At 70.0% G+C, this 25,115-nt stretch carries 20 protein-coding genes; 5 read left to right on the forward strand and 15 right to left on the reverse strand.

The features are described from left to right. Positions 1-53: 53 nt before the first annotated feature. Positions 54-566 carry a VOC family protein gene (locus tag ACWDX9_RS10725; RefSeq protein ID WP_449951581.1) on the reverse strand — a complete coding sequence of 171 codons (513 nt, stop codon included), beginning with the start codon at positions 564-566 and terminating at the stop codon, positions 54-56. A gap of 162 nt (positions 567-728) precedes the next feature. Here ACWDX9_RS10725 and ACWDX9_RS10730 point away from each other — a divergent pair, with 162 nt between their 5' ends. From ACWDX9_RS10730 to ACWDX9_RS10740, 3 genes are read left to right on the forward strand one after another with little or no spacing between them, the layout of a single operon-like run. Continuing rightward, positions 729-2,045: an MFS transporter gene (locus tag ACWDX9_RS10730; RefSeq protein WP_449951583.1), complete on the forward strand. Its 1,317-nt coding sequence runs from the start codon at positions 729-731 to the stop codon at positions 2,043-2,045. Beyond that, positions 2,042-2,989, forward strand: a complete 948-nt coding sequence (locus ACWDX9_RS10735) for a ribonucleotide-diphosphate reductase subunit beta (protein ID WP_449951585.1) — start codon at positions 2,042-2,044, stop codon at positions 2,987-2,989. The genes ACWDX9_RS10730 and ACWDX9_RS10735 overlap by 4 nt, the downstream gene beginning before the upstream one ends. Before the next feature lie 3 nt (positions 2,990-2,992). Then, complete coding sequence (locus tag ACWDX9_RS10740) at positions 2,993-3,403, forward strand: hypothetical protein (protein WP_449951588.1); 411 nt, start codon at positions 2,993-2,995, stop codon at positions 3,401-3,403. Between the two features lie 325 nt (positions 3,404-3,728). Here ACWDX9_RS10740 and ettA read toward each other — a convergent pair whose 3' ends face one another. From ettA to ACWDX9_RS10795, 11 genes are all read right to left on the reverse strand, one after another. Next, positions 3,729-5,393 (reverse strand): energy-dependent translational throttle protein EttA, encoded by a 1,665-nt coding sequence (gene ettA / locus ACWDX9_RS10745; protein ID WP_363980788.1) that lies wholly within the window; start codon positions 5,391-5,393, stop codon positions 3,729-3,731. 409 nt (positions 5,394-5,802) lie between these two features. Next, positions 5,803-7,011 carry a GGDEF domain-containing protein gene (locus ACWDX9_RS10750; RefSeq protein WP_449951592.1) on the reverse strand — a complete coding sequence of 403 codons (1,209 nt, stop codon included), beginning with the start codon at positions 7,009-7,011 and terminating at the stop codon, positions 5,803-5,805. Between the two features lie 1,254 nt (positions 7,012-8,265). Then, on the reverse strand, positions 8,266-9,063 hold the full coding sequence (locus ACWDX9_RS10755) for a single-stranded DNA-binding protein (RefSeq protein WP_449951595.1): 798 nt from the start codon (positions 9,061-9,063) through the stop codon (positions 8,266-8,268). Positions 9,064-10,033: 970 nt separating this feature from the next. Then, on the reverse strand, positions 10,034-11,656 hold the full coding sequence (locus ACWDX9_RS10760) for a GTP-binding protein (protein WP_449951597.1): 1,623 nt from the start codon (positions 11,654-11,656) through the stop codon (positions 10,034-10,036). After that, on the reverse strand, positions 11,653-14,181 hold the full coding sequence (locus tag ACWDX9_RS10765; RefSeq protein ID WP_449951600.1) for a dynamin family protein: 2,529 nt from the start codon (positions 14,179-14,181) through the stop codon (positions 11,653-11,655). The genes ACWDX9_RS10760 and ACWDX9_RS10765 overlap by 4 nt, the downstream gene beginning before the upstream one ends. Positions 14,182-14,228: 47 nt before the next feature. Continuing rightward, positions 14,229-15,461, reverse strand: a complete 1,233-nt coding sequence (cobA, locus tag ACWDX9_RS10770; RefSeq protein WP_350731616.1) for a uroporphyrinogen-III C-methyltransferase — start codon at positions 15,459-15,461, stop codon at positions 14,229-14,231. Between the two features lie 81 nt (positions 15,462-15,542). Further along, entirely contained in the window at positions 15,543-16,556 is a 1,014-nt protein-coding gene (speB, locus tag ACWDX9_RS10775; protein ID WP_363980807.1) for an agmatinase, read from the reverse strand. 24 nt (positions 16,557-16,580) lie between these two features. Beyond that, entirely contained in the window at positions 16,581-17,651 is a 1,071-nt protein-coding gene (gene cobT, locus ACWDX9_RS10780; RefSeq protein WP_449951604.1) for a nicotinate-nucleotide--dimethylbenzimidazole phosphoribosyltransferase, read from the reverse strand. Positions 17,652-17,664: 13 nt separating this feature from the next. After that, complete coding sequence (locus ACWDX9_RS10785) at positions 17,665-18,510, reverse strand: sirohydrochlorin chelatase (protein ID WP_449951607.1); 846 nt, start codon at positions 18,508-18,510, stop codon at positions 17,665-17,667. Between the two features lie 70 nt (positions 18,511-18,580). Next, positions 18,581-19,756 (reverse strand): precorrin-6y C5,15-methyltransferase (decarboxylating) subunit CbiE, encoded by a 1,176-nt coding sequence (gene cbiE, locus ACWDX9_RS10790; protein WP_449951654.1) that lies wholly within the window; start codon positions 19,754-19,756, stop codon positions 18,581-18,583. Between the two features lie 80 nt (positions 19,757-19,836). Beyond that, positions 19,837-20,916: a GNAT family N-acetyltransferase gene (locus ACWDX9_RS10795; protein WP_449951609.1), complete on the reverse strand. Its 1,080-nt coding sequence runs from the start codon at positions 20,914-20,916 to the stop codon at positions 19,837-19,839. A 76-nt stretch (positions 20,917-20,992) separates the two neighbouring features. Between ACWDX9_RS10795 and ACWDX9_RS10800 the strand changes: the two genes are divergently transcribed. Beyond that, a complete protein-coding gene (locus ACWDX9_RS10800; RefSeq protein WP_449951611.1) occupies positions 20,993-21,403 on the forward strand; it encodes a DUF2795 domain-containing protein in 411 nt (136 codons plus the stop codon). 3 nt (positions 21,404-21,406) lie between these two features. Further along, entirely contained in the window at positions 21,407-22,423 is a 1,017-nt protein-coding gene (locus ACWDX9_RS10805) for a baeRF2 domain-containing protein (RefSeq protein ID WP_449951613.1), read from the forward strand. On the opposite strand, the gene ACWDX9_RS10810 is transcribed toward ACWDX9_RS10805, so the two are convergent. From ACWDX9_RS10810 to ACWDX9_RS10820, 3 genes are read right to left on the reverse strand one after another with little or no spacing between them, the layout of a single operon-like run. Further along, positions 22,413-22,970 carry a LutC/YkgG family protein gene (locus tag ACWDX9_RS10810; RefSeq protein WP_449951616.1) on the reverse strand — a complete coding sequence of 186 codons (558 nt, stop codon included), beginning with the start codon at positions 22,968-22,970 and terminating at the stop codon, positions 22,413-22,415. The two genes, ACWDX9_RS10805 and ACWDX9_RS10810, sit on opposite strands and share 11 nt — an antisense overlap. Beyond that, positions 22,957-24,348: a lactate utilization protein B gene (locus tag ACWDX9_RS10815; protein WP_449951619.1), complete on the reverse strand. Its 1,392-nt coding sequence runs from the start codon at positions 24,346-24,348 to the stop codon at positions 22,957-22,959. The genes ACWDX9_RS10810 and ACWDX9_RS10815 overlap by 14 nt, the downstream gene beginning before the upstream one ends. Further along, the gene (locus tag ACWDX9_RS10820; protein ID WP_449951621.1) at positions 24,345-25,076 is read right to left on the reverse strand and encodes a (Fe-S)-binding protein; all 732 of its coding nucleotides are present in this window, start codon (positions 25,074-25,076) and stop codon (positions 24,345-24,347) included. The genes ACWDX9_RS10815 and ACWDX9_RS10820 overlap by 4 nt, the downstream gene beginning before the upstream one ends. Between the last annotated feature and the right edge of the window lie 39 nt (positions 25,077-25,115).

The following is a 25,115-nucleotide window of genomic DNA, read 5'->3' on the forward strand; positions in this document are numbered from 1 at the left end:
CCCACCGGATTCCCCTCACCGGTCCCGAACATCTTCCCGTGAGCTCCAAGGCATCAAGGGCTGGGTACGCCGTTGCCGTTCCACCCGCGGCCGGCCAGCACCTCCTCCAAGGTCGGCCGGACGACGCCCGGCTCGTGCGGACCCGGCTGGGCCAGTTGGATCAGGACGCCGTGGGCCTCCTTGGGGTGCAGGAAGACCTCGCGCCAGCGGGGATCCGCCTGGTTGAGGCCGTGCAGGCGGTAGCCGCGATCGGTCAGCAGGGCCACCGCGGCCGTCAGGTCGTCGACGTGGAAGTTCAGGTGGTGGACGCCGCCCCGCCCTCTGGTGAGCTCGAAGAAGCTGTCGAAGAACGTCGATCCGGCCAGGGGCTCCATGAGCTCGATCTTGCTGCCGTTCGCATAGGTGAGCTGTAACGTGCGGAAACCGACGGCCCGGTTGTCGCCACCGCCGCCCAGGTGGCGGCCGCCGAGCAGGTCGAGATAGATCGGCAACAGGTCCCTGATCCGGGGAGCGGCCACGGCCGTGTGGTCGAAGGAGACTTCGAGGCCGTCGAGTTCAAGGTCCAACACACGACTCCTTACACCAGGCGATCCTAGAATCGGATTCTAGCCAGGGATGAACATCTCACCCTTGACGACGGGCATGCTGAGGAGCAACATCACAGAAATGAATTCTAGAGCAAGCTTCTAGAACGCTTGACGGGGGTCCAGCCCACAGAAAGGCAAGCCATGAGGCTGTCCTACGTCCGCGAACTCGACGAGTACCCGACCGGCAGCCGCCGCATGAAGATCCTCACGATGGCCGTGCTGGCCATCCTCATCGGCTCCTACGAAGGACAGATCGCACCCGTCGTACCCCTCCTCCTCAAAGATCTACACATGTCGCTGGCCACGTACGGCGCAGTCTCGGGCGCCGCGGCGGTGGCCGGGGCGATCGCCTCCATCCTGGGCGGCAGACTCACCGACCGGCTCGGCCGGGTGCGGCTGCTCATCCCGCTCATGGGCCTGACGGCCGTGTGCTGTTTCGCCATGACGCTCGTGCACAACCCGCGCGACCTGCTGATCGCCCGGATCGTGCTGGCCTTCGTGGACGGCGTGGCCATGGCCAGCACCGCGCCGCTGATCAGGGACTTCTCACCGCGCCTGGGGCGGGCTCAGGCATTCGGCTTCTGGACGTGGGGACCCGTCGGCGCGAACTTCCTGGCCGCGGCCATAGCCGGCTGGACTCTGCCGATCTTCAACGATTCGTGGCGCTCGCAGTTCGTCATCATGGGGTGCTTCTCACTCGTCATTTCGGCGGTCATCGCACTCAACATCGCAGACCTGTCGCCCGAGCTGCGGGCCCGGATCCAGCACACCGAGCAGGCGGCGGCTCAGGTGGTGGATCTCGGGCGGCCGGCGCGCGTGCGCTCGCTCTTCGTCAGGCGGAACATCTGGGCGCACGTCATCGGCATCTCGCTGTGGCTGGTGCTCTACATCACGCTGTCGCTCTTCGGGCAGACGATGCTGGTCGATGCGCTCGGTATCAGCAGTGCTCAGGCTTCGACGATCATGGCGGCGTTCTGGAGTCTCAATCTGCTCACGCTGATCGTAACAGGCCGCCTGTCCGACCGGACCCAGCTGCGTAAGCCGTTCTCCCTCGGCGGAACCATCGCGGCCGTCATCGTCACCGCCTACCTCGCCGTCTCCCTGGGTCAGGAAGACGTCTCGACCGGCACGCTCATGGTGGTCGGCGCGCTGCTCGGCGGCTCGCTCGGAGTGGCGTACGCGCCCTGGATGGCCAACTACTCGGAGGACGCCGAGGATGCCGACCCGCGACTGCAGGGCACGGCGTGGGGGCTGTTCGGGTTCCTGACCAAGGGTATCGCGGTGGTCGGGCTGCTGGTCATCCCGCGAGTCGTCGCGGCGACGGACTGGCAGACGTGGCTGTTCGTGGCGTTGGGGTGTCTTGTTCTGTTCATCCCTGCGATCGTCATGTTCAACGGGCCGTGGCGCCGCCCCGCCCGCACGCCTGTCACAGTCGCCCTCGGGGAGGCCGAAGGATGACCGAACTGCCCGACGTCGCCGGCTCCGACCTGCGCGGGATCCGTCACCTCGACATCGACGACGTGCTCGCGTACGTGCACCGCGACCTCAAGCGGCTGCCCGACTACACCGAGCTGTACAAGCGTTACCTGCGCCAGCGGTGGGACGTCTACGAGCTGGACTTCTCGCAGGACATCGTCGACTGGCGCGAGCGCATGTCGCAGGAGGAACGGGACGCGTTCGTCGGGATCTCCGCCGGGTTCCACCATGGGGAGCGGCAGGTGGAGGTGGAGCTGCCGGTGTTCATGCTGGGCGGCTCCGAGGAGTCCAAGATCTACATGTCCAGCCAGATCGAGGACGAGGCCCGGCACACGGTGTTCTTCGACCGTTTCTACCGCGAAGTGGTCGGCATGCCGGGCGACTCGGTGCAGGATGTGCTGGACGCGTCGTTCGAGCACATCTCGGAGACGTTCGTGGGGCCGTTCGGGCTGCTCGCCTACCAGGCCGACGAACTGCGGAAGGACCCCGAAGATCCCGCCGCCCGGGTGCGCTACGGCACGACGTACTTCCTGTGGATCGAGGGCGTGCTCGCTCTTTCCGTCATGAAGATCACGCTCACGTACTGCCGGGAGCGGGGGTTCCTGCCCGGCTACTACACCGGCTTCACGGCCACGTGCCGGGACGAGGCCAGGCACGTGCAGTTCGGGATGCGGTTCCTGCGCGACTCGGTGCAGGAGGATCCGCGGCTGCTGCTCCAGATCCACGAGACGCTCCGTACGATCCTCGCCATGAACAGCGCCACCAGCCGCAGGCTCGCCCTCGAGTCTCTGGGCTGGTCGCCGGAGGAGGTCAGGCGCCTCATGATCCGCCAGCTCCACATGAAGCTGGTGGACGTGGGCATCGCGCTCCCCCCAGACATCCAGGACATGGTCACCCGCATCGAACCAGAGCTCGCCGGAGGCTGACGCATGCGCTTCTTCACCCCGGAATGGGCCGAAGCCGCCCGCGCCGCCGTGGACACGGGGCCTCCTCAGGAGGGCAAACTGCCGTCGTACTGGAACTGGATCGACCGCGCCCGCGCCGGCTACACGGCCACGTGGGCGCTGGGCGTACGCGAGACAGGGGCTTACCTGGTCCTGACCTGGAAAGACGGCAAGTGCGCCGAAGCGGCGATCACCTCCGACCCGGCGACCGCCGACTATGTGCTGGCGGCCGGGGAGGCGACGTGGCGGGAGTTGCGGGAGGGAGCCGATCCCGGACGGGTGGTGATGTATCGGGGGTTACGCCTGGAACGCGGGGATGTGCTGGCGTTCTTCCGGGTCATCTACTTCTTCGTGGAATCTCTCGCCGCTCTGTCCCAGGTCCCCGTCGAGCCCTGAACGAACACTGCGGCCGATCGGCGCGGCCTCATGCCCGGCGCGTCCATCACGTCACCGGGCCCCATCCGATACCGGGCTGACCGCCGACCCCGGGCTGATCGCCAGCCCCGGCACCCGTCCGCCAGCCAACGATCCGGCACCCGCCAGCCACCGAGCTGATCGCCGACCCCGGCATCCATACGCCGGCCGACGATCCCGGCACTCGTCCACCATCCGGCCGGTCGACGGTTCCGGCGACCGGCCATGTGCGTCAGGCAATGTCACTCGCGCCCCGCCGTACACGAAGGGGGTTCCCTCCGGGACGGCGGAGCGCGTGCGGATCAGCTCAGTCGCGGTGGAGCTTCCGGTACGTGACGCGGTGCGGGCGGGCGGCGTCGGCGCCCAGCCGCTCGATCTTGTTCTTCTCGTAGTCGGCGAAGTTGCCCTCGAACCAGAACCAGTTCGAGCCTTCCTCCCACGCGAGGATGTGGGTGGCGATGCGGTCGAGGAACCACCGGTCGTGCGAGGTGATCACCGCACAGCCCGGGAAGTCGAGCAGCGCGTTCTCCAGCGACGACAGCGTCTCGGTGTCGAGGTCGTTGGTGGGCTCGTCGAGCAGCAGGACGTTGCCGCCCTGCTTGAGGGTGAGCGCGAGGTTGAGCCGGTTGCGCTCGCCTCCGGACAACACCCCCGCCTTCTTCTGCTGGTCGGGCCCCTTGAACCCGAACGCCGCGATGTACGCCCTGGACGGCATCTCCACGTTGCCGACCTTGATGTGGTCGAGCCCGTCGGAGACGACCTCCCAGACGTTCTTGTTCGGGTCGATGCCGCCGCGGCTCTGGTCGGCGTACGAGATCTTGACCGTGTCGCCGACCGTGATCGAGCCGGTGTCAGGCGTCTCGCTACCGGTGATCATGCGGAACAGCGTGGTCTTGCCGACGCCGTTGGGGCCGATGATGCCGACGATGCCGTTACGCGGCAGGTCGAACGTCAGCCCCTCCATCAGCAGCCGATCGCCGAAGCCCTTCGTCAGCACGTCGGACTTGATCACCGTGGTGCCCAGACGCGGGCCCGGCGGGATCTGGATCTCGTCGAAGTCCAGCTTGCGGAACTTGTCCGCCTCAGCCGCCATCTCCTCGTACCGCTGGAGTCGGGCCTTGCTCTTGGTCTGGCGGGCCTTCGGGTTGGACCGAACCCACTCGAGCTCGTCCTCCAGGCGCTTCTTCCGCTTGACGTCCTTCTGCCCCTCGACCTTGAGGCGCTGCGCCTTGGCCTCCAGGTAGGTGGAGTAGTTGCCCTCGTACGCGTACGCGCGGCCGCGGTCGAGCTCCAGGATCCAGTTTGCGACGTTGTCGAGGAAGTAGCGGTCGTGGGTGACGGCCAGCACCGTGCCGGCGTACTTCTCCAGGTGCTGCTCCAGCCACTGCACGCTCTCGGCGTCGAGGTGGTTGGTGGGCTCGTCGAGCAGCAGCAGGTCGGGGGCCTCGAGGAGCAGCTTGCACAGCGCGACCCGGCGACGCTCACCACCGGACAGCTTCGTCACCTCGGCGTCGGGCGGCGGGCAGCGCAGCGCGTCCATGGCCTGCTCGAGCTGACTGTCGAGATCCCACGCGTTGCGGTGCTCGAGCTGGTCCTGGAGCTTGCCCATCTCCTCCAGCAGCTCGTCGCTGTAGTCGGTGGCCATCTGCTCGGCGATCTCGTTGTAGCGCTGGAGCATCGCCATCGTCTCGGCGACGCCCTCCTGCACATTGCCGAGGACGGTCTTCTCCTCGTTGAGCGGCGGCTCCTGCTGGAGCATGCCCACCGTGAAGCCCGGCATCAGCTTGGCATCACCGTTGGACGGCTGCTCCAGGCCGGCCATCATCCGGAGCAGCGTCGACTTCCCGGTGCCGTTCGGGCCGAGAACGCCGATCTTGGCTCCGGGCAGGAACGACAGCGTGACGTCGTCAAGGACAACCTTGTCGCCGTGCGCCTTGCGCACGCGCTGCAGGGTATAGATGTACTCCGGCATGCCCTCTAGCTTAGGGGCTCTCCACCCAGGCTTCCGCCGCTCCTCCCGGTAAGACCCGAAAGACCAGGCAGCACCCCCACGCCCCCGCAAAGCCTCACCCTGGCATAGGCGGCGCATTCCGAAGCCGATGCTGGCCGCCCACGCGGCCAGCCCCCTGGCGTACACGGGTGCCTTCGAGGCGTCGTCGCAACCCAGTGATCGCTGACTGGCGACGGCCAGGACAGCGAGGCGACCGGGTTTCCGCGTTTCGTCATGCTGGCGGAACGCGCGAACCCATAGCCGAGAAAGCTGTGGCGTTAGCTCGCCTACAGGGCTGCCGCCAGCCGGGCCGGCACCGACGGGGTCACGTCCACCGCCGAACCGGCATCCCAAGCCAGAGCCGACGGCCAACCCAATGGGGCTCAGTAGGTCAGGAGTTGTGATCGTCGCTGGGGAGGGAACGTGTGGGAGGGGGTGATTGGACGACGGGAATGCAGACACGGTCCCGCCCCAGCTCCTTCGCCCGGTAAAGCGCCAGGTCAGCGGCCGCCAGCAGGTCGATCAGGTCGTCCCCGTGCACGCTCATCAACGCGACCCCCGTCGAAATGGTCACCCTGACGAGGGCGTCGTCGACGGGGATGGCCATGTGGCCGATGCGGGTGCGGAGGCGTTCGGCCACCTGGCGGGCCTCGTGGATGTCGGCGCCAGGCAGGAGGACGACGAACTCCTCGCCCCCGAACCGCCCCACAACGTCGTAGTCCCGCAACTGGCTGCGCAACGTGGACGCCACCCCCACCAGCACCTGATCGCCGACCAGATGTCCGTAGGCGTCATTGACCCGTTTGAAGTGATCGATGTCGATGATCAGGAGCGCCAGGGTTTCGCCCGTCCGGCGGGCCCGGACGATTTCGGTGTCGGCCTCGCGCTGCCAGGCGGCGGCGTTCAGCAGGCCCGTCTTGGCGTCTGTACGGGCTGCGGCCTGGAGCTGGGCGTGGAGGAGGCTGCGCTGCAGCAGCACCACCGGCGGCAGCGTCAGGATCAGCAGGGCCAGGTTGAGTCCGCAGCAGATCGAGACCGTCACGCCCAGGCAGAGCTCGACGATGTCCAGCAGCACGCTCTCCCTGTCCCACAGGACCTCCCGCCACGGCATGTCGGGGTCTGCGGTGTGGGCGGCGATGGCGATGAGAGCGATGTTGAGCAGGGAGAACAGCACAGCCGCCCCGACCGCGCAAAGGATCGGCGGTCCGCTCCCGAGCGACAGCACCCACGGGTCCTCGATCACCCAGTGGAACGTGACGGACGCCGCGCACCCGGCCAGACCGATGGCGGCCGCGCTGAACACCCGCCGGTAGAGAACGGTCGCACGCACGCGTACCTGGAGCAGAATCTGCAGGACGATCGGCGCGAAAATGGCGTAAAGCGGCGGCAGAAGCAGCGCAACCGGCAGCCACCACGCCGACAGCAGGTCTCGCGAGACGCCGGCGGGCATGCCCAGCCGCCGACTGGCCTCGATGCAGACCGCGCCGCACGCCATGAGAGCACTGAACGTGACCAGGTCCCACCATTGGAAGACGGTGGTCACCGCGAACACCATGATCGCGGCAAGGTCGAGAGCGACGATCGCACACAAATAGATCACGAGCGGGCGACGTTGCCCGAGCAACGGCCAGCGGCCGGCCAATGTTGACACACCGTCGCGAGACCCGATCGAGGCGTGACTGGTCGCCGCCATCTCGTCTCCTCTCTAACTAACGATGTGTAACACAATAATTGCGGAGTGTGCGATGTGCGATGGGAACGGATACGTTGGCACTGACTACACACACCTGCTCATGCCGCGAGTGGGTCGTGTTGGACAGCCGTGCCGGAAAGGAGCAGCCATGGTGCGGGGCGTGACCTGGACCTGACAGATGCTCTAGCCATCTGCCGCGGACAACACACCATCGGCCGCCCTCGGGGGTGCCAGTCAAACGGGCCACGGCCGGTGCCCCCTCCCCCCTCCTTCCCCTCCACCTCAGTCTCCCCTGTCGCCTCAGCTTTCCCGTTGGCCCACCCTTGCCCTTCACCTCACCCTTCCCTTTCGCCTCACCCTTCCCTTTCGCCTCACCCTTCCCCACCACCTCGGTCTTCGCCTACTCCCTCTTCGCTCGCCTGGCTCCTTCCCCGTTGCATTTCTCGCTCCGATAACCGCGTCCCGGATTTCTCCTATCTCGGCCATGGCCTCGGCATATGCCAGGGCGCTGTCCTTCTCCACCTACTGCCGTCGCAACTCACTCGCGAAGGCTTTCCTCTGTCACTGCCGCCGCCACTCCGCTCATTAGGTATCGCCCCCTATGACTTCTGTCGCCGCAGTTCCACTCACGAGGACATCTCCTGCCGCAGCTCCGCTCACGAAGACCTCGCCTTCTGTGGTTGCTGCCTCATGGCTCACTCTCCGGGAGTCGCTCGTCTCCGGATTCTCCGGTCGCGCCGTCCCTTCGAGACGCCCTCGCCTTCCGCTGCCCCTTTCTGAGGGCTGGCTGCCTCGATGCTGTCCGTTCGAGGGGCCTTCTTCCCTTCCGCGCCTGCGCTCGATGTCGCTGGTGCTGCGGCGTCTTGCGGTCCCGGTCGTGGCGTCCGCATGCGCATAGGGCGGCGTCGTTGGCCGGTCGGCGTCCCGCCCTTGGACTTGAGGTGCATCAGTGGGCGCCGCAGACCGTCGACTTCCCCGCCGGGTCCACCCCCTAGGCGTGAGGGACACCAGTGGCACCGCCAACCGTCCACTCCCCCACCGGGTCCACCCCCTGGGCATGAGGGACACCGGTGGCAGCGCAGACGGTCGACTTCCCAGTTGGGTCCGCCCCTTTGGGCGTGTGGGGCACCGGTTGGCCGAGCGGTGCCCCTTCGCGTGCTCCTACGCGGCGGCTCGCTCCTCCAGCACGGGCTCTTCGGCGGCGCCGTCTTCCTCGTCGACGCCCACCTTGTTCGTCGTCTCGTCGGTCTCAGGGCCCAGGAAGCGGACCGTGTGGTCTCCTGTGCTCGGGGTGCGCCTCTTGCCGCTCGCCTCCCCTGCGGAGCGCATGATGCTGTCCTCACCCTCTGAGGAGTCTGCGGTGCTGGTGGCTTCTCCTGATCGCAGGGTGTCGGCCTCGGGCTCCTGGGTGTGTGCCACCTCGTCCGATCCCGAGATGCCGGGGAAGTCGCGGTCGGTGCTCAGGGCGTGGAAGGGGTTGGGTTCGGGGGTGGAGCCGGGGCGGGGGAGGTTTCGGAAGCTGCGGGTGCCCATGGCCCAGTCGCGGGTCTCCTCGTCCAGGCGGTCGCGCATCTCCTTGCTCATCGAGGTGATTCCGGAACGGTCCGGCTTGGCGAAGACGCCGGTGCCCCAGCGCAGGTCGTGCCCGACCGCGCTGGCCTCTATCTCAGGCACGAAGCGGCGGTCACCTTCCGGGCCGAACTCGCGGATGCGCAGCTTGCCGGAGACCACCACAGGGTGTCCTGCCCGGATGGAGGAGGCGACGTTGTCGCCCAAGGTACGCCAGCAGCGGACCGTGAAACACACCCTGTCGCCGTCCACCCATTGCCCCGCCTTCTTGTCGAAGTAGCGGTGTGAGGAGAACACCTTCAGCGAGGTAACCCTGCTGCCGTCATCGAAGCTGTACTGCCTCGGCTCTGCTGCGACGTTGCCGGTGAGTGTGATGTAAATGTCGTTCATCCCGTGCCTCCCATGCGGCGGGCCGGCTGCCCGCGATCTGGGATCAGGGTGCCGGGGATGGGCTTGGGCACGAGCTCTGGAACGGGGTTCTGTGGATGGGTGGGGCTGGATGGGTTGAGCCTGTGGATGAGAGGCTGTTGGCGGTGAGGCTTCTATCGGGCAATGGGGCTTTTGCGCGAGGGGAGGCTGTAGATGGTTATCTGCCGTGGGGAAGCTGCTTACGGTGGAGATGTCAGCCTGCCCGACCTGCTGGGATGCTAAGGGCTTTCTGCGCATCGAGCCGTTGCGTGCCGGCACAAATGACCGTAGGACGCGGGCCATCTGGCCAAAGCTCGAAAGTGCCGGTTGGCGGTGCTCGAAAGTGCCGGTTGGCGGTGCTGGCAGCTGCATCTGACCGCAGCGAGCGGGGGCAAAAGGCCATAGGACGGACGCAGGCACGGCCGGCCGTAGCAGGCGGGTGTCGAAGATCAGGGCTGTGACTGGCGAGCGCATCCGGCCACAGTGCGTAAGCGCCGAGGGATGACTCGCCGACGCATCTGGCCGCAGCACGCAAGCCCGAACGCGGCTGTGGGACGGGGCTTAAACGGGCATAGCACGGGGACCCGAACGGCCGTGGGACTCGGCCCCGAACGGGCGTAGCACGGAGCCTGGACGGCCATGGGGCGCAGACCCGAACGGCCGCCGCACGCGACCCCGAACACCCGTAGGGCGCGGGCCCGAATCGCCAGGGGACTCGGGCCTCAACGGGCGTAGCACGCGGATCGAACGACCGCAGCACGCAATCCCGGACAGCCGTAGGCACGGCCTCGAACGGCCGTGGGACTGGGACCCGAACGGCCGTAACACGCGGCTCCGAATGGCCGTAGAGCGCTTCCGGACGGCCCTGGGACGCGGGTCCTGATGGCCATGGACGGGAGCGGGCCGGGCCCTGGCTGGTGGAGGTGTGGTTGGGAGCCGGGCGGGGGGAGGGTCAGGGGGACAGGTCGCGTAGGGCTGTGTAGAAGGCGTGGTGGCGGGTCAGTTCGCGTTCGACCGGCTCCACGACCATCGTGGTCGACACCGCGGCCACGCGGCGCCGCATCTCCCGTTCCAGGCGCTCCCGTTCCCGCGAAGCCCCCAGTTCCACGAAGTTGCGGGAGGCGATGCCCGACAGTGCTCCCAAGCCCAGCACCGACGCCATCATCAGCCCCACCCACGGCAGCGTCGCGCTGTCGCCCAGCAGTTCCAAGGACGGAGGAAGCTGTCCCGGCATCAGCAGGCCCGCGGCCAGCCAGGCCAGGCCGGCGACGAAGGCGACCACCAGGACGTACTGCCACACCTTGAGCGCGCGCCACCACCCGGGTACGCGGTCGAGCTGCGGCGCGATCTCCGTGAGGTCCTCGGTGAGGGCCTGCGGGAGCTGGCTGGAGCGGGAGCGGGCCGCCTGGTGGACCCCGGTGCGCCACACCGGGTGCATCCCACCGGACAACCCGTCGGCGAGGGCCTGTACGGCGTTGGCGACCTCCGCCGACTGCGCGCTCACCGAGCCGGTCGTGATGCCGCGGATCTCCTCCCCCAGGTCCTGCAGGCGCAGGCTCCTGAGCGGGTCCGAGCGGAACTTCGAGAACCACCGCGGGTACGGCCAGCCCACCCAGTGGCTCGACCGCTCGGCGTAGACGTTCTCCATGGCCTCGCCCACGGCCGGTACGCCCACCGCGTCGCACAGCGCGTCCGTGAGCCCCATCCGGCGGGCCTCGTCGACCGAGGACGGCGCCGACAGGGCCTCGCCCAGCGGCATGGCCTTGCTGAGGCGCTGCTCCAGCCGGTGCAGGTCGGCCTCCAGCTTCTGGATGGCGGCGCGCCTGCGGGCCACCGCGGTCGCGATGACGCTCCTGAGGCTCTCGATGCCGCGGCCCGTGACCGCGGAGGTGGGTACGACGCTGGGATGTTCGACGCCCTCGCGGCGCAGCAGGTCGTTGAGGTCGATGACCAGCTCGGCCAGCTCTTCCTTGGTGAGCCTGTCGGCCTGGTTGAGCGCGAACACGGTCACCGCCTCATGCCCGGCCAGCTCCGTCACGTAGCGGCGGTGCGTGGACGCGTCGGCGTACTTCTGCGGGTCGAGCACCCACACCACCAGGTCGGCCAGGCCGATGAGCCGGTCGGCCTCGGTGTCGGTGAGGGCCCTGATCGAGTCGTGGTCGGGCAGGTCGAGCAGGATCAGCCCGTGGAGCTGGCTGTCGCCCTTGTCGAGCGCGCTGGCCCGGGAGAAGCGGTGCCGCCACTGGATCTGCAGCCAGTCGAGCAGCGGGCCCGCGCCTTCCAGCCCCCACACGCAGGCGTGTGTACGGGCGGTGGTCGGCCGGCGCACGCCGGTGGGCGACAGCTCCAGCCCCGAGATGGCGTTGAACAGCGACGACTTGCCGCTGCCCGTGCCGCCGGCCAGAGCGACGACGGTGTGCTCGGAGGACAGCTTGAGCCGGTCTCCGGCCTGCGTCAGCAGCGTGTTGGCCTCGGTGAGCAGCTTCTTGTCCAGCCGCCCGGGGCCGTGCTCCACCACCTTGGTGAGCGCGGACAACCGCGGAGCCAGCCCGGGCCTGGTCGCCATGGTGGTCATCGGGCGACCTCGAGGTTGTACGTCGCCTGGTAGAGGCGAGTCGCCACGGACTCGTCCGGAATGCCCGCGGTGTCGAGGGCTTGCACGTAACGCATGGATTCCTCGTCGAACAGCATGCCGATCCTGGCCCGCAAATCGCTGAGCGCCTTGGCCCCGATGCCACGCAGGGACTCCGCGCCGAGCAGCGCGTTGACCAGCCGGTGCGGCACCCCTTCGCCGTTGGTCCCGCTGAACATCGCGACCGTGAAGATCAACGAGAGCGAGTCGGGATCGAACGACACCAGCTTCGACACCGACCGCTTGGCGACGCCGTCGGTGCGTACGAGCTCGCTCAGGTGCTCCTGCCACGACGCGATGGCGCGACCGGCGTGACGTACGAGATTGTCGGAGGGCCTGTCGAGGCCCTCACCGAGCTTGGCGCCCAGCTCGGAACGGTGCCGCCAGCGCGCGACCACCTCCTCGGTGGCGCGGTTGGCGGCGGCGACGATCACCGCCTCGAGCCCGGCCCGGATCGCCGCCTTGAACGCCAGCACCCGTTCCGGCGCGTGCTTGTCCGACCGGCCGCGTTTGCGCACCTGGAGCGAGCGCACGAGGTCGCCGGAGCCCGCGAAGTCCTGCCAGCGGGCCAGCACCTCGCCGTGCAGCAGCGAGCCGTTCTTCGACGCCTTGTCGACCTCGCCGAGCGCGCCCCGGAAGGCCGCCTCCACGTCGCTGCGCAGCTCCGTCCTGAACGCGACCTGCCCCTCCAGGTGCCTGGCCAGCGCGGGTACGCGGGTGCGGAAGCTGTTGAGCACGCCGTTGAGCGTCTCGCGCACGGCCTGGGCCCTGCGCTCCTCGTCGACCGACAGCTCGGCCAGCCAGAGCCGCAGGTCGGTGACCTCGCTGTCGGGCAGCCTGCCGTCGGTGACCTTCGCCTCGTTGATGACGAACCTGTCGATCTCGCCCAGGCCGTATTCGGTGAGCATCCGTACGAAATGCTTCAGAACCACCTCAGCCGACCGGGGCTGCACCCGCGACAGCACGATCGCGAGCCGGGCGCCGCGCTCCTTGGCCAGCTTCAGCAGGTTCCAGGCGGGGGCGTCGGCGTAGCGGGCCGCGGTGGTCACGAAGATCCACAGGTCGGCGGCGTCGAGCATGCGGTGGGCGACCTCGTGGTGCTCCTCGACGACCGAGTCGATGTCGGGGGTGTCGAGCAGCGCGACACCCTGCGGGAGCTTCTCCGTCGCGACCACGACCATGCTCCGCGCCCCGGCTTCCGGGACGGGCTTGTCGAGCCGCTGGAGGCTGGCGAGCAGCTCCCCCTCCGCGAACCACTTCCGGTCCTCCGGGTGGCAGACCAGCACGGGGGTGCCGGTGGTCGGGCGGCGTACGCCGGTGCGCGAGACGTTCTTCTCGGCCAGCGTGTTGACCAGGGTGGACTTGCCGGCGCCGGTGGAGCCCGCGACCACGATCAGGGCCGGGGCGGCGCTGGTCCTGACGCGGGGGAGCACATAGCCCTCCAGCTGGGCCAGCAGCTCCGCCTGCGTCTGCCTGGCCTCGTCCGCGCCGGGCAGGTCGAGGCCGAAGCGCAGGTCCGCGACGCTCTCCCGGAGCGTGCCGAGCGCCGCCGTGAGCGCCTTGGCGGCCTCGGCGGGCAGCGCCTCGCCGCGGCCCGGCTTCTCCCCGGTCGCCGCGCCGCCTCCGGGCTTCTCGCCCCTCGCCGGCTCCTGGCTCTCCTGCGGTGCCGCCGCCTGGTCCTCCTGCGGCTCTTCGCCGTCACGGGGTTCGTCGCCGTCCTGCGGCTCTTCGCGATCACGAAGCTCATCGCCGTCGCGGGGCTGCCGCTCGGCCTCCGGCTCGTCGCCATCCGCCGGCTCGGGCTGCGGCCGCTCCTCGCCATCCGCCCCGTCGGCCTGGGAGGTCTCGTCGGCCTGGGAGGTCTCGTCGGCCGGAGAAGGCTCGTCGAGCGTCGGCTCGGCCTGCGACTCCTCATCGCCCGTCTGCGCGCCCTGAGGCCGCCCGGAGGCGGACTCCACGTCCTGGGCTTGCCCGGAGGCCGACTCCGCGCCGTGAGGCTGCTCCTCGCCCGGCGAGGCGTCCTGAGGCTCGTCGTCCTCCGTCGCCACGTCGTCCTGAGGCTGCTGGTCGAGTGCCGCCGGCCCGTCCGGCGACGACGGCTCAGGCTCCTCGTCGGACGAGTCCTCCGTGGCGAAGGCCGCGAAGGAGGGCTCGCCGTCAGACGGAGGTACGGGCGGCGCCTTGCGAGGCCCCGGACCTCCGAGCGAGGCGGGCTTCACGAAGAGGGAAGGCCGCTCCACGGGATCGCCGGCCTCCTCAGGCACGTCGTCGTCAGCCGTAACCGCCTCGGCGGGCTCCTCCGGCGCCGGCGGCCCCGTGGAAGCCGCGGCAGCCTCCCGCTCCCCCGGAGCCGATGGCTCGGGGGTAGCCGCGGGCTTCTTCCGTGCCTTCTTCGTGCCGAAGGCATCGAAGGCGTCGTCGCCCTGGACCTCTGTCAGGTCCTCGTCACCCACCGGGCGAAAGCTCAACGTCTGCTCTCCCGGTGACTCCTGCCGCCCATCATCCATGGCCGTGTTCACGGCAAGCGCTCCGCTCGAACCATCTCGACCTCCTGGCCGACCCTCACGACGTCGCCGACGATGACGATCGCCGGCGGCCGGATCCCAGCCGCGGACACGCGGTCGGCCACGGTGGAAAGGGAAGCGGTGACCGCCCGCTGGGTCGGAAGGGTACCGTCCTGTACCACCATTGCGGGAGTCTCCGGGGGACGTCCGTCTCGGATGAGCGCTTCTGCCACCTTCGCGAGCCGCTCGACGGCCATCATCAGCACCAGCGTGCCCTGGGAACGGGCCAGGGCGGGCCAGTCGACGGTGGACTTGGGGTCGTCGGGCGCGACGTGCACGGAGATCACGTGGAACTCCTGGCTGACGCCCCGATGCGTCACCGGCACCCCGGCCGAGCCTGGCACCGCCACGGCGCTGGTGATGCCCGGGACCACCAGCACGGGAATGCCGGACCGGGCGCAGGCGATCATCTCCTCGCCGCCGCGCCCGAACACGAACGGGTCGCCGCCCTTGAGCCGGACCACGAACTTGCCCTGTCTGGCTCGATCCACGAGCAGCTCGTTGATGGTCTCCTGGGAGAGCGAGCGGCCGTAGGGGACCTTGGCGGCGTCGATCAGCTCGACGTCGGGGGCCAGCTCGTCGAGCAGGGCCCGCGGCGCGAGCCGGTCGGCGACCACCACGTCGGCCTGCGCGAGGAGCTGCCGCCCGCGCACGGTGATGAGGCCGGGATCGCCGGGGCCGCCGCCGACGAGCGCCACGCCGACCGGTTTGGTGCGGTTGCGCCGGGCGTCGACCGTGCCGTCGCGCAGAGCTTCCACCACCGCGTCTCTGATGCCGGCGGCCCTGCGCGGGTCACCGCCCGCGGTGACGGCGACGTTGATCTCGTCGACGCGCCCGGTGGCGGGCGTCCAGGCGGCCGAGGCGTCCTTGTCGTCGGCCCGCACGCACCACACGCGTTTGGCCTCCGCCTCGGCGGCGATCGCCGTGTTGACGGATCTGTCGTCGGTGCAGGCCTGTACGAGCCAGGCACCGTCGCAGTCGCCGACCTCGTACGGCCGGTCGTGCCAGGTGACCCTGCCGGCGGCGATCAGGTCGTCGAGCGCCGGCGTCACACTCGGCGACACGATCGTGACCTCCGCACCGGCCTCTAGCAGCGCGGGAACCCGCCGCTGTGCGACGCGCCCGCCGCCCACGACGAGGACCCGGCGGCCGGAAAGCCGCAGGCCGAGGAGGTAGGGGCCCATGGGGGGAATCTCCCGTTCGCGATGGTTCTGTGTTAGGACGTAAACCTACCGGCTCCGGAAGCGTCATTTGCTGCGCACGGGTCAACGGCCGTCGAGAAGGGGCTGCCGCGGGTCCCAGCGAGGCCCGCCCTGAGCGTCCTTCCGGCGTCTGGCCATCGCTGAAAGCGCCTCAAGGATAACCCGGTTTCCCAGGTAGGCGGTGATGTCCGCGTGGTCGTACGGCGGCGCCACCTCGACCACCTCCATTCCGGCCACGGGCAGTTCATAACAGATGCGGCGAACGGCATCGAGCAACTGCCTGGCGGTCAGTCCCCCCGGCTCGGGCGTGCCGGTGCCGGGAGCGTGGCCGGGGTCGCAGACGTCGATGTCGACGGACAGGAAGATCTGGTCGCATTCGTCGAGCGCGATCGCGAACGACTCCGTCAGGCACTCTTCCAGCCCACGAGCCACGATCTCCGTCATTTCGTACGAACGCATGTTCTGAGCGGCCATCCAGCTCAGCGTCTCCGGCTCGGGCCAGTAGCCGCGCAGCCCGATCTGCAGGAACCTGTCCCCCCGGATGGCCTCAGACTCGATGAGCCGCCGCATCGGCTGGCCGTGCCCGTAGAGGTGGCCGAACTCGATGTTCCCGGTGTCGGCGTGCGCGTCGAAGTGGATCATCGACGTACGGCCGGGCGCGTACGCCCTCGCGGTGCCGCGGGCGTCCGGCAGCGCCACCGTGTGGTCGCCCCCGAGCACCAGCGGGATCGCCCCGGAGGCGGCCACGCGGTGCACCGCCTCCTCGATCGCGGCCAGTGAGCCCTCGACGTCGCCCGAGTAGCACTCGACGTCACCGGCGTCCAGCACCCGCAGGTCGCGCAGGGCGTCCACGCGCAGCGCCAGGCTGGGCCTGGAGCCGTCGTGCGGCAGGTAGCAGGCCTGGCGCAGCGCCATCGGGCCGAACCTGGCGCCGGGGCGGTTGCTGGTGCCCCCGTCGAAGGGGGCGCCGACGATCACCACGTCGGCGTCCTCGTAGGAGGCCGGATCGTTGACGTCGCACCGGTCCACGCCCAGGAACGTGATGTCAGGGCCGTACATGGGGCCGTAACGGGACACCGCTCACCTCCAGTGCCTCCATCATCACACGGTCTTTTCGGTCACTCCCGCCGAATCGAACGTCGCCACGTCGTGCATCACGCGTACGGCCGCGCAGACCACCGGATACGCCAGCAGGCCGCCCGTGCCCTCCCCCAGCCGCAGCTCCAGGTCCACCAGCGGGCGCAGCCCGAGGTGGGCGAGCGCGGCGGCGTGGCCGGGCTCGGCCGAGCGGTGGCCGGCGATGCAGTGGTCGAGCGCGGCCGGGTCCAGCGCGGCGGCCACGAGGGCGGCGGCGCCGGCGATCACGCCGTCGAGGATCACCGGCACGCGGGCGGCGGCGCCGCCCAGGATGAAGCCAGCGATGGCCGCGTGCTCGAACCCGCCGACCGCCGCCAGGGCGCGCAGCGCGTCGCTGGGCGTGGCCAGGGCCCCCGACAGGCCGTTCGTGCGCAGGGCCTCGCGGACGATGCCCACCTTGCGGCCGAACGTCTCGTCGTCGATCCCGGTGCCCCTGCCGGTCACCTCGGCCGGGTCACGGCCGGCGAAGACGGCGATCAGGGCGGCGGAGGCGGTGGTGTTCGCGATGCCCATGTCGCCGGTGATCAGGCACCGGGCTCCCGACGCCACCAGGTCGCGGGCCACGCCGATCCCGGCCTCCAGGGCTCTGACCGCCTGGTCGACGCTCATCGCGGGGCCCTCGGACAGGTCGGCCGTGCCGTACGCGATCTTGTGGTTGACCAGGTTGGGCGCGTCGGGCAGGTCGGCGGCGACGCCCACGTCCACGACCGTCACGGACACGCCGGCCTGGGCGGCGAAGGCGTTGGCGACCGCGCCGCCGGACAGGAAGTTGGCCACCATCTGCACCGTGACCTCCTGCGGCCACGGGGTGACGCCACGCGCGTGCACGCCGTGGTCGGCGGCGAAGATGGCCAGCGCCGCGGGCTCGGGCATGGGCGGCGGGCTGGCGCCCGCGGCCCCCGCGAGGCGTACCGCGATCTCCTCGAGCGCGCCCAGCGAGCCGCGGGGCTTGGTGAGGCGATCCTGGTACGCGCGGGCCTCGGCGATGGCTCGAGGATCCGCGGGACGGATCGCGGCGAGCGTCTCAGCGAGCACGGCAAACCTCCACTTACGGGACGAGTTGGAGCGCTTCCTCGTATCGGTCGATCACGACGTCGGCCAGGGTCTCACAGTCGCCGATCACCTCGGCGCACCGGATGTCGAGATCGGGGTGCCCCGCGCCGTACGCCAGCGCCTGGGCCCACACGCGCTCCAGCATGCCGCCCGCGAACAGCAGGTACGGCACCACGATCACGCGCTTGGCGCCGAGACGGCGGCAGCGCTCGAGCCCGCCGGGCACCCCGGGCGGGGTGACCGACACGAACGCGGTCTCGACGGTCATGAAGTCGTAGGCGTGCGTCTCCCAGAACAGCCGGGAGACCCGGTGGATCTCGGCGTTGGCGGTCGCGTCCGTCGAGCCCTCGCCGACCAGCACGACCGCCGTCTCGCCCGGCTCGATGTGCACGAGGTGGTCCTCGACGGGCAGGGAGTCGACCGCGCGGAGCCGGGGCCTGGCGCCGACGAGCTCCAGGGCACGCGGCTTGGAGATCTCGGTCGCGGCCTCGTTCAGCCGCTCGGCCAGCAGCCCCAGCACGCGCGGGTCGGGGCCGAGGGGACGGGCGTAGTCGTACATGAGCGTCGGATGCCGCTTCTGCTCCAGCTCCATCGCGGCCGGGAACTCCTCGCTCATCCTGCTGAGGCTCATCGGCAGCGCCACGAGCCGGTGGTGCCCCTTGGCGACGAGGGAGGCGACGGAGTCGCTCAGCCGCGGAGAGGCACGTTCCAGGTAGCCACCGGACACGTCGGCGCCCGTCTGGTCCAGCCGGCAACGCAGCCGATGGACGAACCTGCCGAACTCCGCGGCGTAGGCGTCATCTTGTGAGCCCTGCCCGATCAGCAGGAGCGGCGGCTTCATTATGAGGGAATCTCCGGTGCGTTAGACAAAGACAGGCGAGGATAACCGATGCGCCCCGGTAGGGAACAGGTCACGCTGTGTGCGCGGGGGTCGCATGCACGACGAACACGGGGTCGGAGGCGGTCAGACGGTGTGAGCCGTCGGGGTCGAGCGTCAGTCTAGATGCCAGGATCTGGGTGCCCTCGCCACGGTAGCCGTGCTCGCGCAGCCGTTCGAGCACGGCCGTGACCTGCTCGACCTTCCTGAGCGAGCACACCAGCGTCCGCGGACCGCGGGCGGCGCAGGCCGCCACGACGTCGGGGCCGCCGCCGCCCACGTAGACGGCGTCGGGGTCGGGCAGCGGCTCCAGCGCCGGCGGCGCCTGGCCCCTGGTCAGAGCCACTTTGACGCCGTGCTTGAGCACGTTGGCGCGCAGCCGGGCGCAGGACTCCTCCGCGCGCTCCACGGCGACGACGGCGGCGCCCATCCGCGCGCACTCGACGGCGATCTCGCCCTCGCCCGCGCCCACGTCCCAGACCAGGTCGCCGAGCCGCGGGCCCAGCTTGGCCAGGATGAACGCCCGCACCTCCGGCGGCAGCGCCCCCTCGAACGGCAGCGCCCACTCGGCCGGGCCCGGCTGCGCGCCCGCCAGCCAGCCCGGCTCCTTGGGCTGGTGCAGCGGGTCGATGACGAGGACCACGTCGGGGTCCTTCCACGGCCTGGTGGTGGCCTCGCCCATGCGGCTGTGCGTGACCCGCTCGTCCGGACCTCCGAGGTCCTCGCAGACGATCAGCGCGCGGGGCGTGGTCGGCGCCAGCTCCCTGGCGATCTCGCCGGGGCCGACGCCGGGCGCGACCAGCAGCGCCACCTTGGGATGGGCCCGGCAGGCGTTCACGACCCGGTCGATCTGGCCCGGGCCGGACGGGGCCACGACCAGCGCGTCCTCCCAGTTGAGCCCGGCACGGGCGAAGGCGCGGGTGATCAGCGAGATCGCCGGCACCACCTCCGGTTTGAGGCCATGGGCCCGCAACGTGCGGACGACACCGAAGAATCCGGGATCGCCCTCGGCGACCACGACCGCGGGACCTTCTCCGTGTTCGAGGTGATCGTCCAGAACTTCGAGCAGCGCGCCGTCGGCCGCGGTCGGCGCGGAGAGCCTGAGCTGCCCGAGCACGGCGTCGGGGCCCACGACGAGCTTCGCCTCGCGGAGCTTGTCCACCGCCTTGGCCGAGAACTCGTGCCCGTCCCACCCGACCACCGTGATCATCACGCCTCACCGTCCTCACCTCAAGGGTGACGGCTGCGATCGGGTTTCACAAAGGGTACGAAGGTCAGTCCGGTGTGCCCTCAGGCCAGGTCGGACGGGATGAGGCTGTAGACGATCACGTCCTGGCCGCCCAGCGAGGACCTGGCGACGCCTTCGCGGACGAAGCCCGCCTTCTCCGCCACCCGCTGGGAGGCCGTGTTCGTCGCGAGGGCGCGCAGCTGCAGCCTTCTGAAGCCCTGCCGCTCGAACAGCCAGCGCGCGATCGCCGCCACGGCCTCACCCGCGTACCCGTTGCCGCGGGCCCACGGCGCGGTCATGTAGCCGATCTCGGCCGACCTGTGGGCCCAGTCGACGTCCCTCAGGTCCACGTTCACGGCGAACCGCTCGGTGTCCCGCTCCACGACCGTCCAGGTGATGCCCGCGCCCCTCATCCGTATTCGTTCGGCCGTGCCGACGGACGCCCGCGCGTGCTCCTGCGTGTAGTCGCGCGGATAGCCCGTCATGGCCTGGGTGACCGGATCGGCGACGGTGGCCGCCAGGTCGGGCGCGTCCTCCGCGGCCGGCTGGCGCAGCAGCAGCCGCTGGGTACGCAGCTCCGTCCTGGGCAGGGCGTCGGCCTGCCGGCGACGGTCGTAGGCCAGCAGGCCGAAGATGACCAGGTCGTGCGGCCCGTCCTCGTCCAGCACCGCGTCGCGCAGCAGACCCTCCCAGGTGAAGCCGGATTTCAGCGCCACGCGGAGCGAGGCGAGGTTGTCCAGCTTGGCGGTCAGGTCGATCCTGCGCAGCCCGACGGTCCCGAACGCCCAGTTCACCAGCCCGCGCACGGCCTCGGTGGCGAAGCCGCGACCCCGGTAGAGGGGGTGGACGCCGTACCCGACCTCGGTCGTCCCCGCGGTCCACGAGGTCTTGAACAGGCTGATCGCGCCCACGATGACGCCCTCGGCGTCGACCATGGCCAGATGCAGGCCCTGCCCCGAGCGGCGCAGCTCGTGGACCCCGATCGACAGCCACCGGGGGATGCCGGAGGTCTTCTCGGGGGCGCCGGGCGGAAGGAACCGGGCGCCGGAGCGCACGATGGAGCGGATCCTGGCGGAGTCCTTGAGGCTGAACGGCCGCAGTGTCAGCCGTTCCGTGGCGATGCTCACGTCAGCGTCGAACACGTCGGCAGGGTACACACTCGCGATGTTTGCCCACGAAAGCGGGGGTAGGGGCGCAATTGAGAGGAGTGAGGTGGCTATGGAGCAACGGGGGAGCGACAAGCACGGTCCTCGGCTGGACGACCAGCAGAAGCACGAGACCGAGGGCATGGTACGCGGCGGCGGACCGACGCACGCCGAGGAATGGAAGGAGCCCGAGCCCATGCCGGCTCCCGGCGAGGAGCCGGCGAAGCCGTACCCGCCGGGACACGAGCCCGGAACCCCGTCCGGCATCACGCAGCAGGGCGCCGACATCCGCAGCGACCTCGCGAAATGGTTGAGCGACGCGCACTGGCCCGCGAAGCCCGACGATCTGGTGCGGCACACCGACAGCGCGGGCGCCCCTGACCTGGTGGTGGACATGGTGCGATCCCTCCCGGACCGCCAATACCGCAACGTGGCCGACGTGGCCAAGGCACTCGGGCTCGGCGTGGAGAAGCGGAGGTGGTGAACGGTGCGGCTCGACTTCATCCGCCCGCTGTACGAGCGGCAGGGCCCGTACGCGTCCGTCTACCTGGGCGCGTACACCGGGCAGGAACGTGAGGCCCGCTGGCGCGGCGTGCGGGACTCGCTCGAGAGGGACGGGGCCGACAAGGCCACGCTGGAGGCCCTCGACGAGGAGGCCCAGCGGCCGGTGGCGGGGCGGGCGATGTTCGCCGCCCGCGGCGAGGTGGTGCTGGCCGACTCGCTCCCGAAGCCGCCGGGAGAACTGGGCCGGTGGTCCCCGCTGCCGCACGTCACGCCCATGCTCATGTACCGCGGCGAGAACGTCCCGCACATCCGGGTCATCGTGGACCACGCGGGGGCCGAGCTGACGGTGTTCGGCGGCGGGTCGCCGCGCAGGGCCGTCGTGGAGGCGGAGGACTGGCCGCTGCAGAAGACCGCGCAGGGCGGCTGGTCGCAGAAACGGTACGAGCGGGCGGTGGACGAGACCTGGGAGAAGAACGCCGTCGCCGTCGCGCACGAGATCGACGAGCAGGTACGCCGCATCGGCCCGGAGCTCATCCTGGTCGCCGGCGAGCCGAAGTCGCGCTCGTACCTGCTGCACCACCTCAACACCAAGTCCGCGGACCGGGTGATGATGGTCGAGCACGGCAGCCGCGCCGACCACGGGCAGTTCGAGGAGGACGTGGAGCGGGCGCTCGACCAGTGGCTCGACCGCAAGCGCGCCGAACTGCTGGAGCGGCACCAGGAGACGTCCGGGCCCACCGGGGTGGCCCGCGTGGCGCACGCGCTGCGTGAGGGCCGTGTACAGGCGATCCTCCTGCCCGGCGAGCTGCCGCGGGAGATCTGGATCGGCGAGGGCGGCACCCAGCTGGCCACCGATCCGCAGGAGCTGCGGCACTGGGGCGTCGCCGAGCCCGTCAAGGAGCGCGCGGACTCCGCCCTGGCCAGGGCCGCCGCGATGACGGACGCGGAGCTGTGGTTCTGCGACGGCGTCTCCGACGTGGCGGCCGTGCTCAGGTACTGATGATCACCTCGAGGGTCCTGGGGCCGTGCACGCCCTCGACCCGGTTGAGCTCGATGTCGCTGGTGGCCGAGGGGCCGCTGATCCAGGTGAGCGGGCGCGCCGGGTCGAGCCTGGCGATCGCCTCGGGCACCCCGGCCACGATCTGGTCGGCCCGCACCACGCACAGGTGGTAGTCGGGGACCAGCGTCTGGGCGCGCGTGCCCTGGCCGGGGCCGTGGTCGAGCACGATCGTGCCGGTCTCGGCGATGGCCACGGCGCAGGACGTGATCACGCCGTCGGCCGTGCCGAGGTCGGCCCAGCCGCCGTCCCGGTCGAAGCCGTCGGGCACGATCATGCGGCGTCCCGCGACGACTTCGTCGATCTTAGCGGGCACCTCGGCGGCGGGCAGCACGTGCACGATGGCCCGGTAGTCGTCCACCCGCTCGGCGAACAGCCCCACGATGTCTTCTACGTCCTGGGTTGTCCGGTAGTGGCGGGGGATCTCGACGTCCGCCGCCCCGGCCACGGCCTTGCCGATCCTGGCGAGGATCTCCTCACGCGCGCTCATTCCGCTCCCACCAGTCTCTGAAGGATTCTTCCGGAATCTCGGGTACGTCCCTGGTGTCCGTCCAGGCCGACATCGGCCCCGGCAGGCGCTTCGGTACGAGCCCGCGCAGGCGGGTCGCCGCCCTTTGCGCCTTGGCCAGCCGTTCGTGGTCGTTGAGGATCCAGCCCGCGACCTTCATCCCGGCCCGCTCGGCCGCCGAGTGCGGGGCCTTGGCGCGCAGATCGACCAGGACCTCGGGGATGTCGATGGCGACCGGGCAGGCCTCGTAGCAGGCGCCGCACAGGCTGGAGGCGTACGGCAGGGAGGCGTCCAGGTCCGACGACATGCCGCGTAGCTGCGGGGTGAGGATCGCGCCGATCGGGCCCGGGTAGACCGAGCCGTACGCGTGGCCGCCCGCGCGCTCGTACACCGGGCAGACGTTCAGGCAGGCCGAGCAGCGGATGCAGCGCAGCGCCTGGCGGCCCACCTCGTCGGCGAGCACGTCCGTGCGGCCGTTGTCCAGCAGCACCAGGTGGAAGTCCTGGCCCTCGACGGCGCCCGTCCACATGCTCGTGTAGGGATTCATCCGCTCGCCCGTGGAGCTTCTCGGCAGGAGCTGGAGGAACACCTCCAGATCCCGCCAGGAGGGCAGGAGCTTCTCGATCCCGACGACGCTGATGAGCGTCTCCGGGAGCGTCAGGCACATCCGGCCGTTGCCCTCCGACTCCAGCACCACGAGCGTGCCGGTCTCGGCGATCATGAAGTTGGCGCCGGAGATCGCGACCTTGCTCTTGAGGAAGCGTTCGCGCAGGTGAAGCCGGGCCGCCTCGGCCAGGGCGGGCGGGTCGTCGGTCAGGTTCGGCGGGACCTTGGGCATCTTCTCCAGGAAGATCTCGCGGATCTCCGACCGGTTGCGGTGGATGGCCGGGACCAGGATGTGGCTGGGGAAGTCGTCGCCGAGCTGGACGATCAGCTCGGCCAGGTCCGTCTCGTACGCGGTGATGCCCTGCGCGGCCAGCGCCTGGTTGAGCTCGATCTCCTGGGTGGCCATCGACTTGACCTTGACCACCTCGGTCTCGCCGGTGGCCTTGACCAGGCTCGCGACGATGGCGTTGGCCTCGGCGGCGTCCCTGGCCCAGTGGACGGTGCCGCCCGCCCGGGTCACGGCCGCCTCGAGCTGGACCAGGTAGCCGTCGAGGTTGCGGAGGGCGTGGTCCTTGATCGCCTTGCCGGCCGCGCGGAGCTCCTGCCAGTCCGGGAGCTCGCCGACGACGTTCGCGCGCTTGCCGCGGATCGTGTGCGTGGCTTTGCGAAGGTTGTAGCGGAGCTGCGAGTCCTGTACGGCTTTAGCCGCATTTTTCGGGAAATTGCCGGGCATTCCGAGGAAAGTCGCGCTCACTGGTGCTCCTCCGTCGATGCGAGGATCTCGGCCAGGTGCATCGTCCTGACGCCGGTCTTCTGGCGGCTCAGCGTGCCGCCGATGTGCATCAGGCACGAGTTGTCCGCCGCGCAGAGCACCTCGGCGCCCGTGTCCAGGATGTTGCGGGTCTTGTCGGCGCCCATGGCCGCGGAGACGGCCGGGTTCTTGACCGCGAACGTGCCGCCGAAGCCGCAGCACTCCTCGGCCCCCGGCAGCGGGACCAACTCCAGGCCGCGGACGTTCCGCAGCAGCCTGGTGGGCCGGTCGCCCAGGTGGAGGCCGCGGAGCGAGTGGCACGTCGGGTGATATGTCACCCGGTGCGGGAAATATGCGCCTACGTCGTCGACCTTCAGGACGTCCAGCAGGAACTCGGACAGCTCGTACACCTTCGGCGCCACCTCCGCGATGGCCGCCGCACCCTTGCTGCCCGGCCTGGCCAGCTTCGGGTACTGCTCGCGCACCATGGCCGCGCACGACCCCGACGGCGCCACCACGGCGTCGTACCCGGCGAACACCTCGGTGAAGTGGCGGGCCAGCCGCACGCCCTCCTCGCGGTAGCCGGTGTTGACGTGCATCTGGCCGCAGCACGTCTGGGCGGCGGGGAAGTCCACGTCGCACCCGAGCCTGCGCAGGAGCGACACGACGGCCTTGCCGGTGCCGGGGAAGAGCGTGTCGTTCACGCACGTGATGAACAGGGCGACTCGCACGGCTCTCCTTCCAAGGTATGGTCCGACCACAGTATGGTC

The sequence above is a fragment of the Nonomuraea sp. NPDC003201 genome (genome assembly GCF_053590415.1).

What these genes read in the sequence shown, in the direction of transcription:
- ACWDX9_RS10730 (WP_449951583.1), top strand. Translation starts at nt 729, where the DNA reads ATGAGGCTGTCCTACGTCCGCGAACTCGACGAGTACCCGACCGGCAGC.
- ACWDX9_RS10735 (WP_449951585.1), top strand. Translation starts at nt 2,042, where the DNA reads ATGACCGAACTGCCCGACGTCGCCGGCTCCGACCTGCGCGGGATCCGT.
- ACWDX9_RS10740 (WP_449951588.1), top strand. Translation starts at nt 2,993, where the DNA reads ATGCGCTTCTTCACCCCGGAATGGGCCGAAGCCGCCCGCGCCGCCGTG.
- ettA (WP_363980788.1), bottom strand. Translation starts at nt 5,393, where the DNA reads ATGCCGGAGTACATCTATACCCTGCAGCGCGTGCGCAAGGCGCACGGC.
- ACWDX9_RS10755 (WP_449951595.1), bottom strand. Translation starts at nt 9,063, where the DNA reads ATGAACGACATTTACATCACACTCACCGGCAACGTCGCAGCAGAGCCG.
- ACWDX9_RS10760 (WP_449951597.1), bottom strand. Translation starts at nt 11,656, where the DNA reads ATGACCACCATGGCGACCAGGCCCGGGCTGGCTCCGCGGTTGTCCGCG.
- cobA (WP_350731616.1), bottom strand. Translation starts at nt 15,461, where the DNA reads ATGGGCCCCTACCTCCTCGGCCTGCGGCTTTCCGGCCGCCGGGTCCTC.
- ACWDX9_RS10785 (WP_449951607.1), bottom strand. Translation starts at nt 18,510, where the DNA reads ATGAAGCCGCCGCTCCTGCTGATCGGGCAGGGCTCACAAGATGACGCC.
- cbiE (WP_449951654.1), bottom strand. Translation starts at nt 19,756, where the DNA reads ATGATCACGGTGGTCGGGTGGGACGGGCACGAGTTCTCGGCCAAGGCG.
- ACWDX9_RS10800 (WP_449951611.1), top strand. Translation starts at nt 20,993, where the DNA reads ATGGAGCAACGGGGGAGCGACAAGCACGGTCCTCGGCTGGACGACCAG.
- ACWDX9_RS10810 (WP_449951616.1), bottom strand. Translation starts at nt 22,970, where the DNA reads ATGAGCGCGCGTGAGGAGATCCTCGCCAGGATCGGCAAGGCCGTGGCC.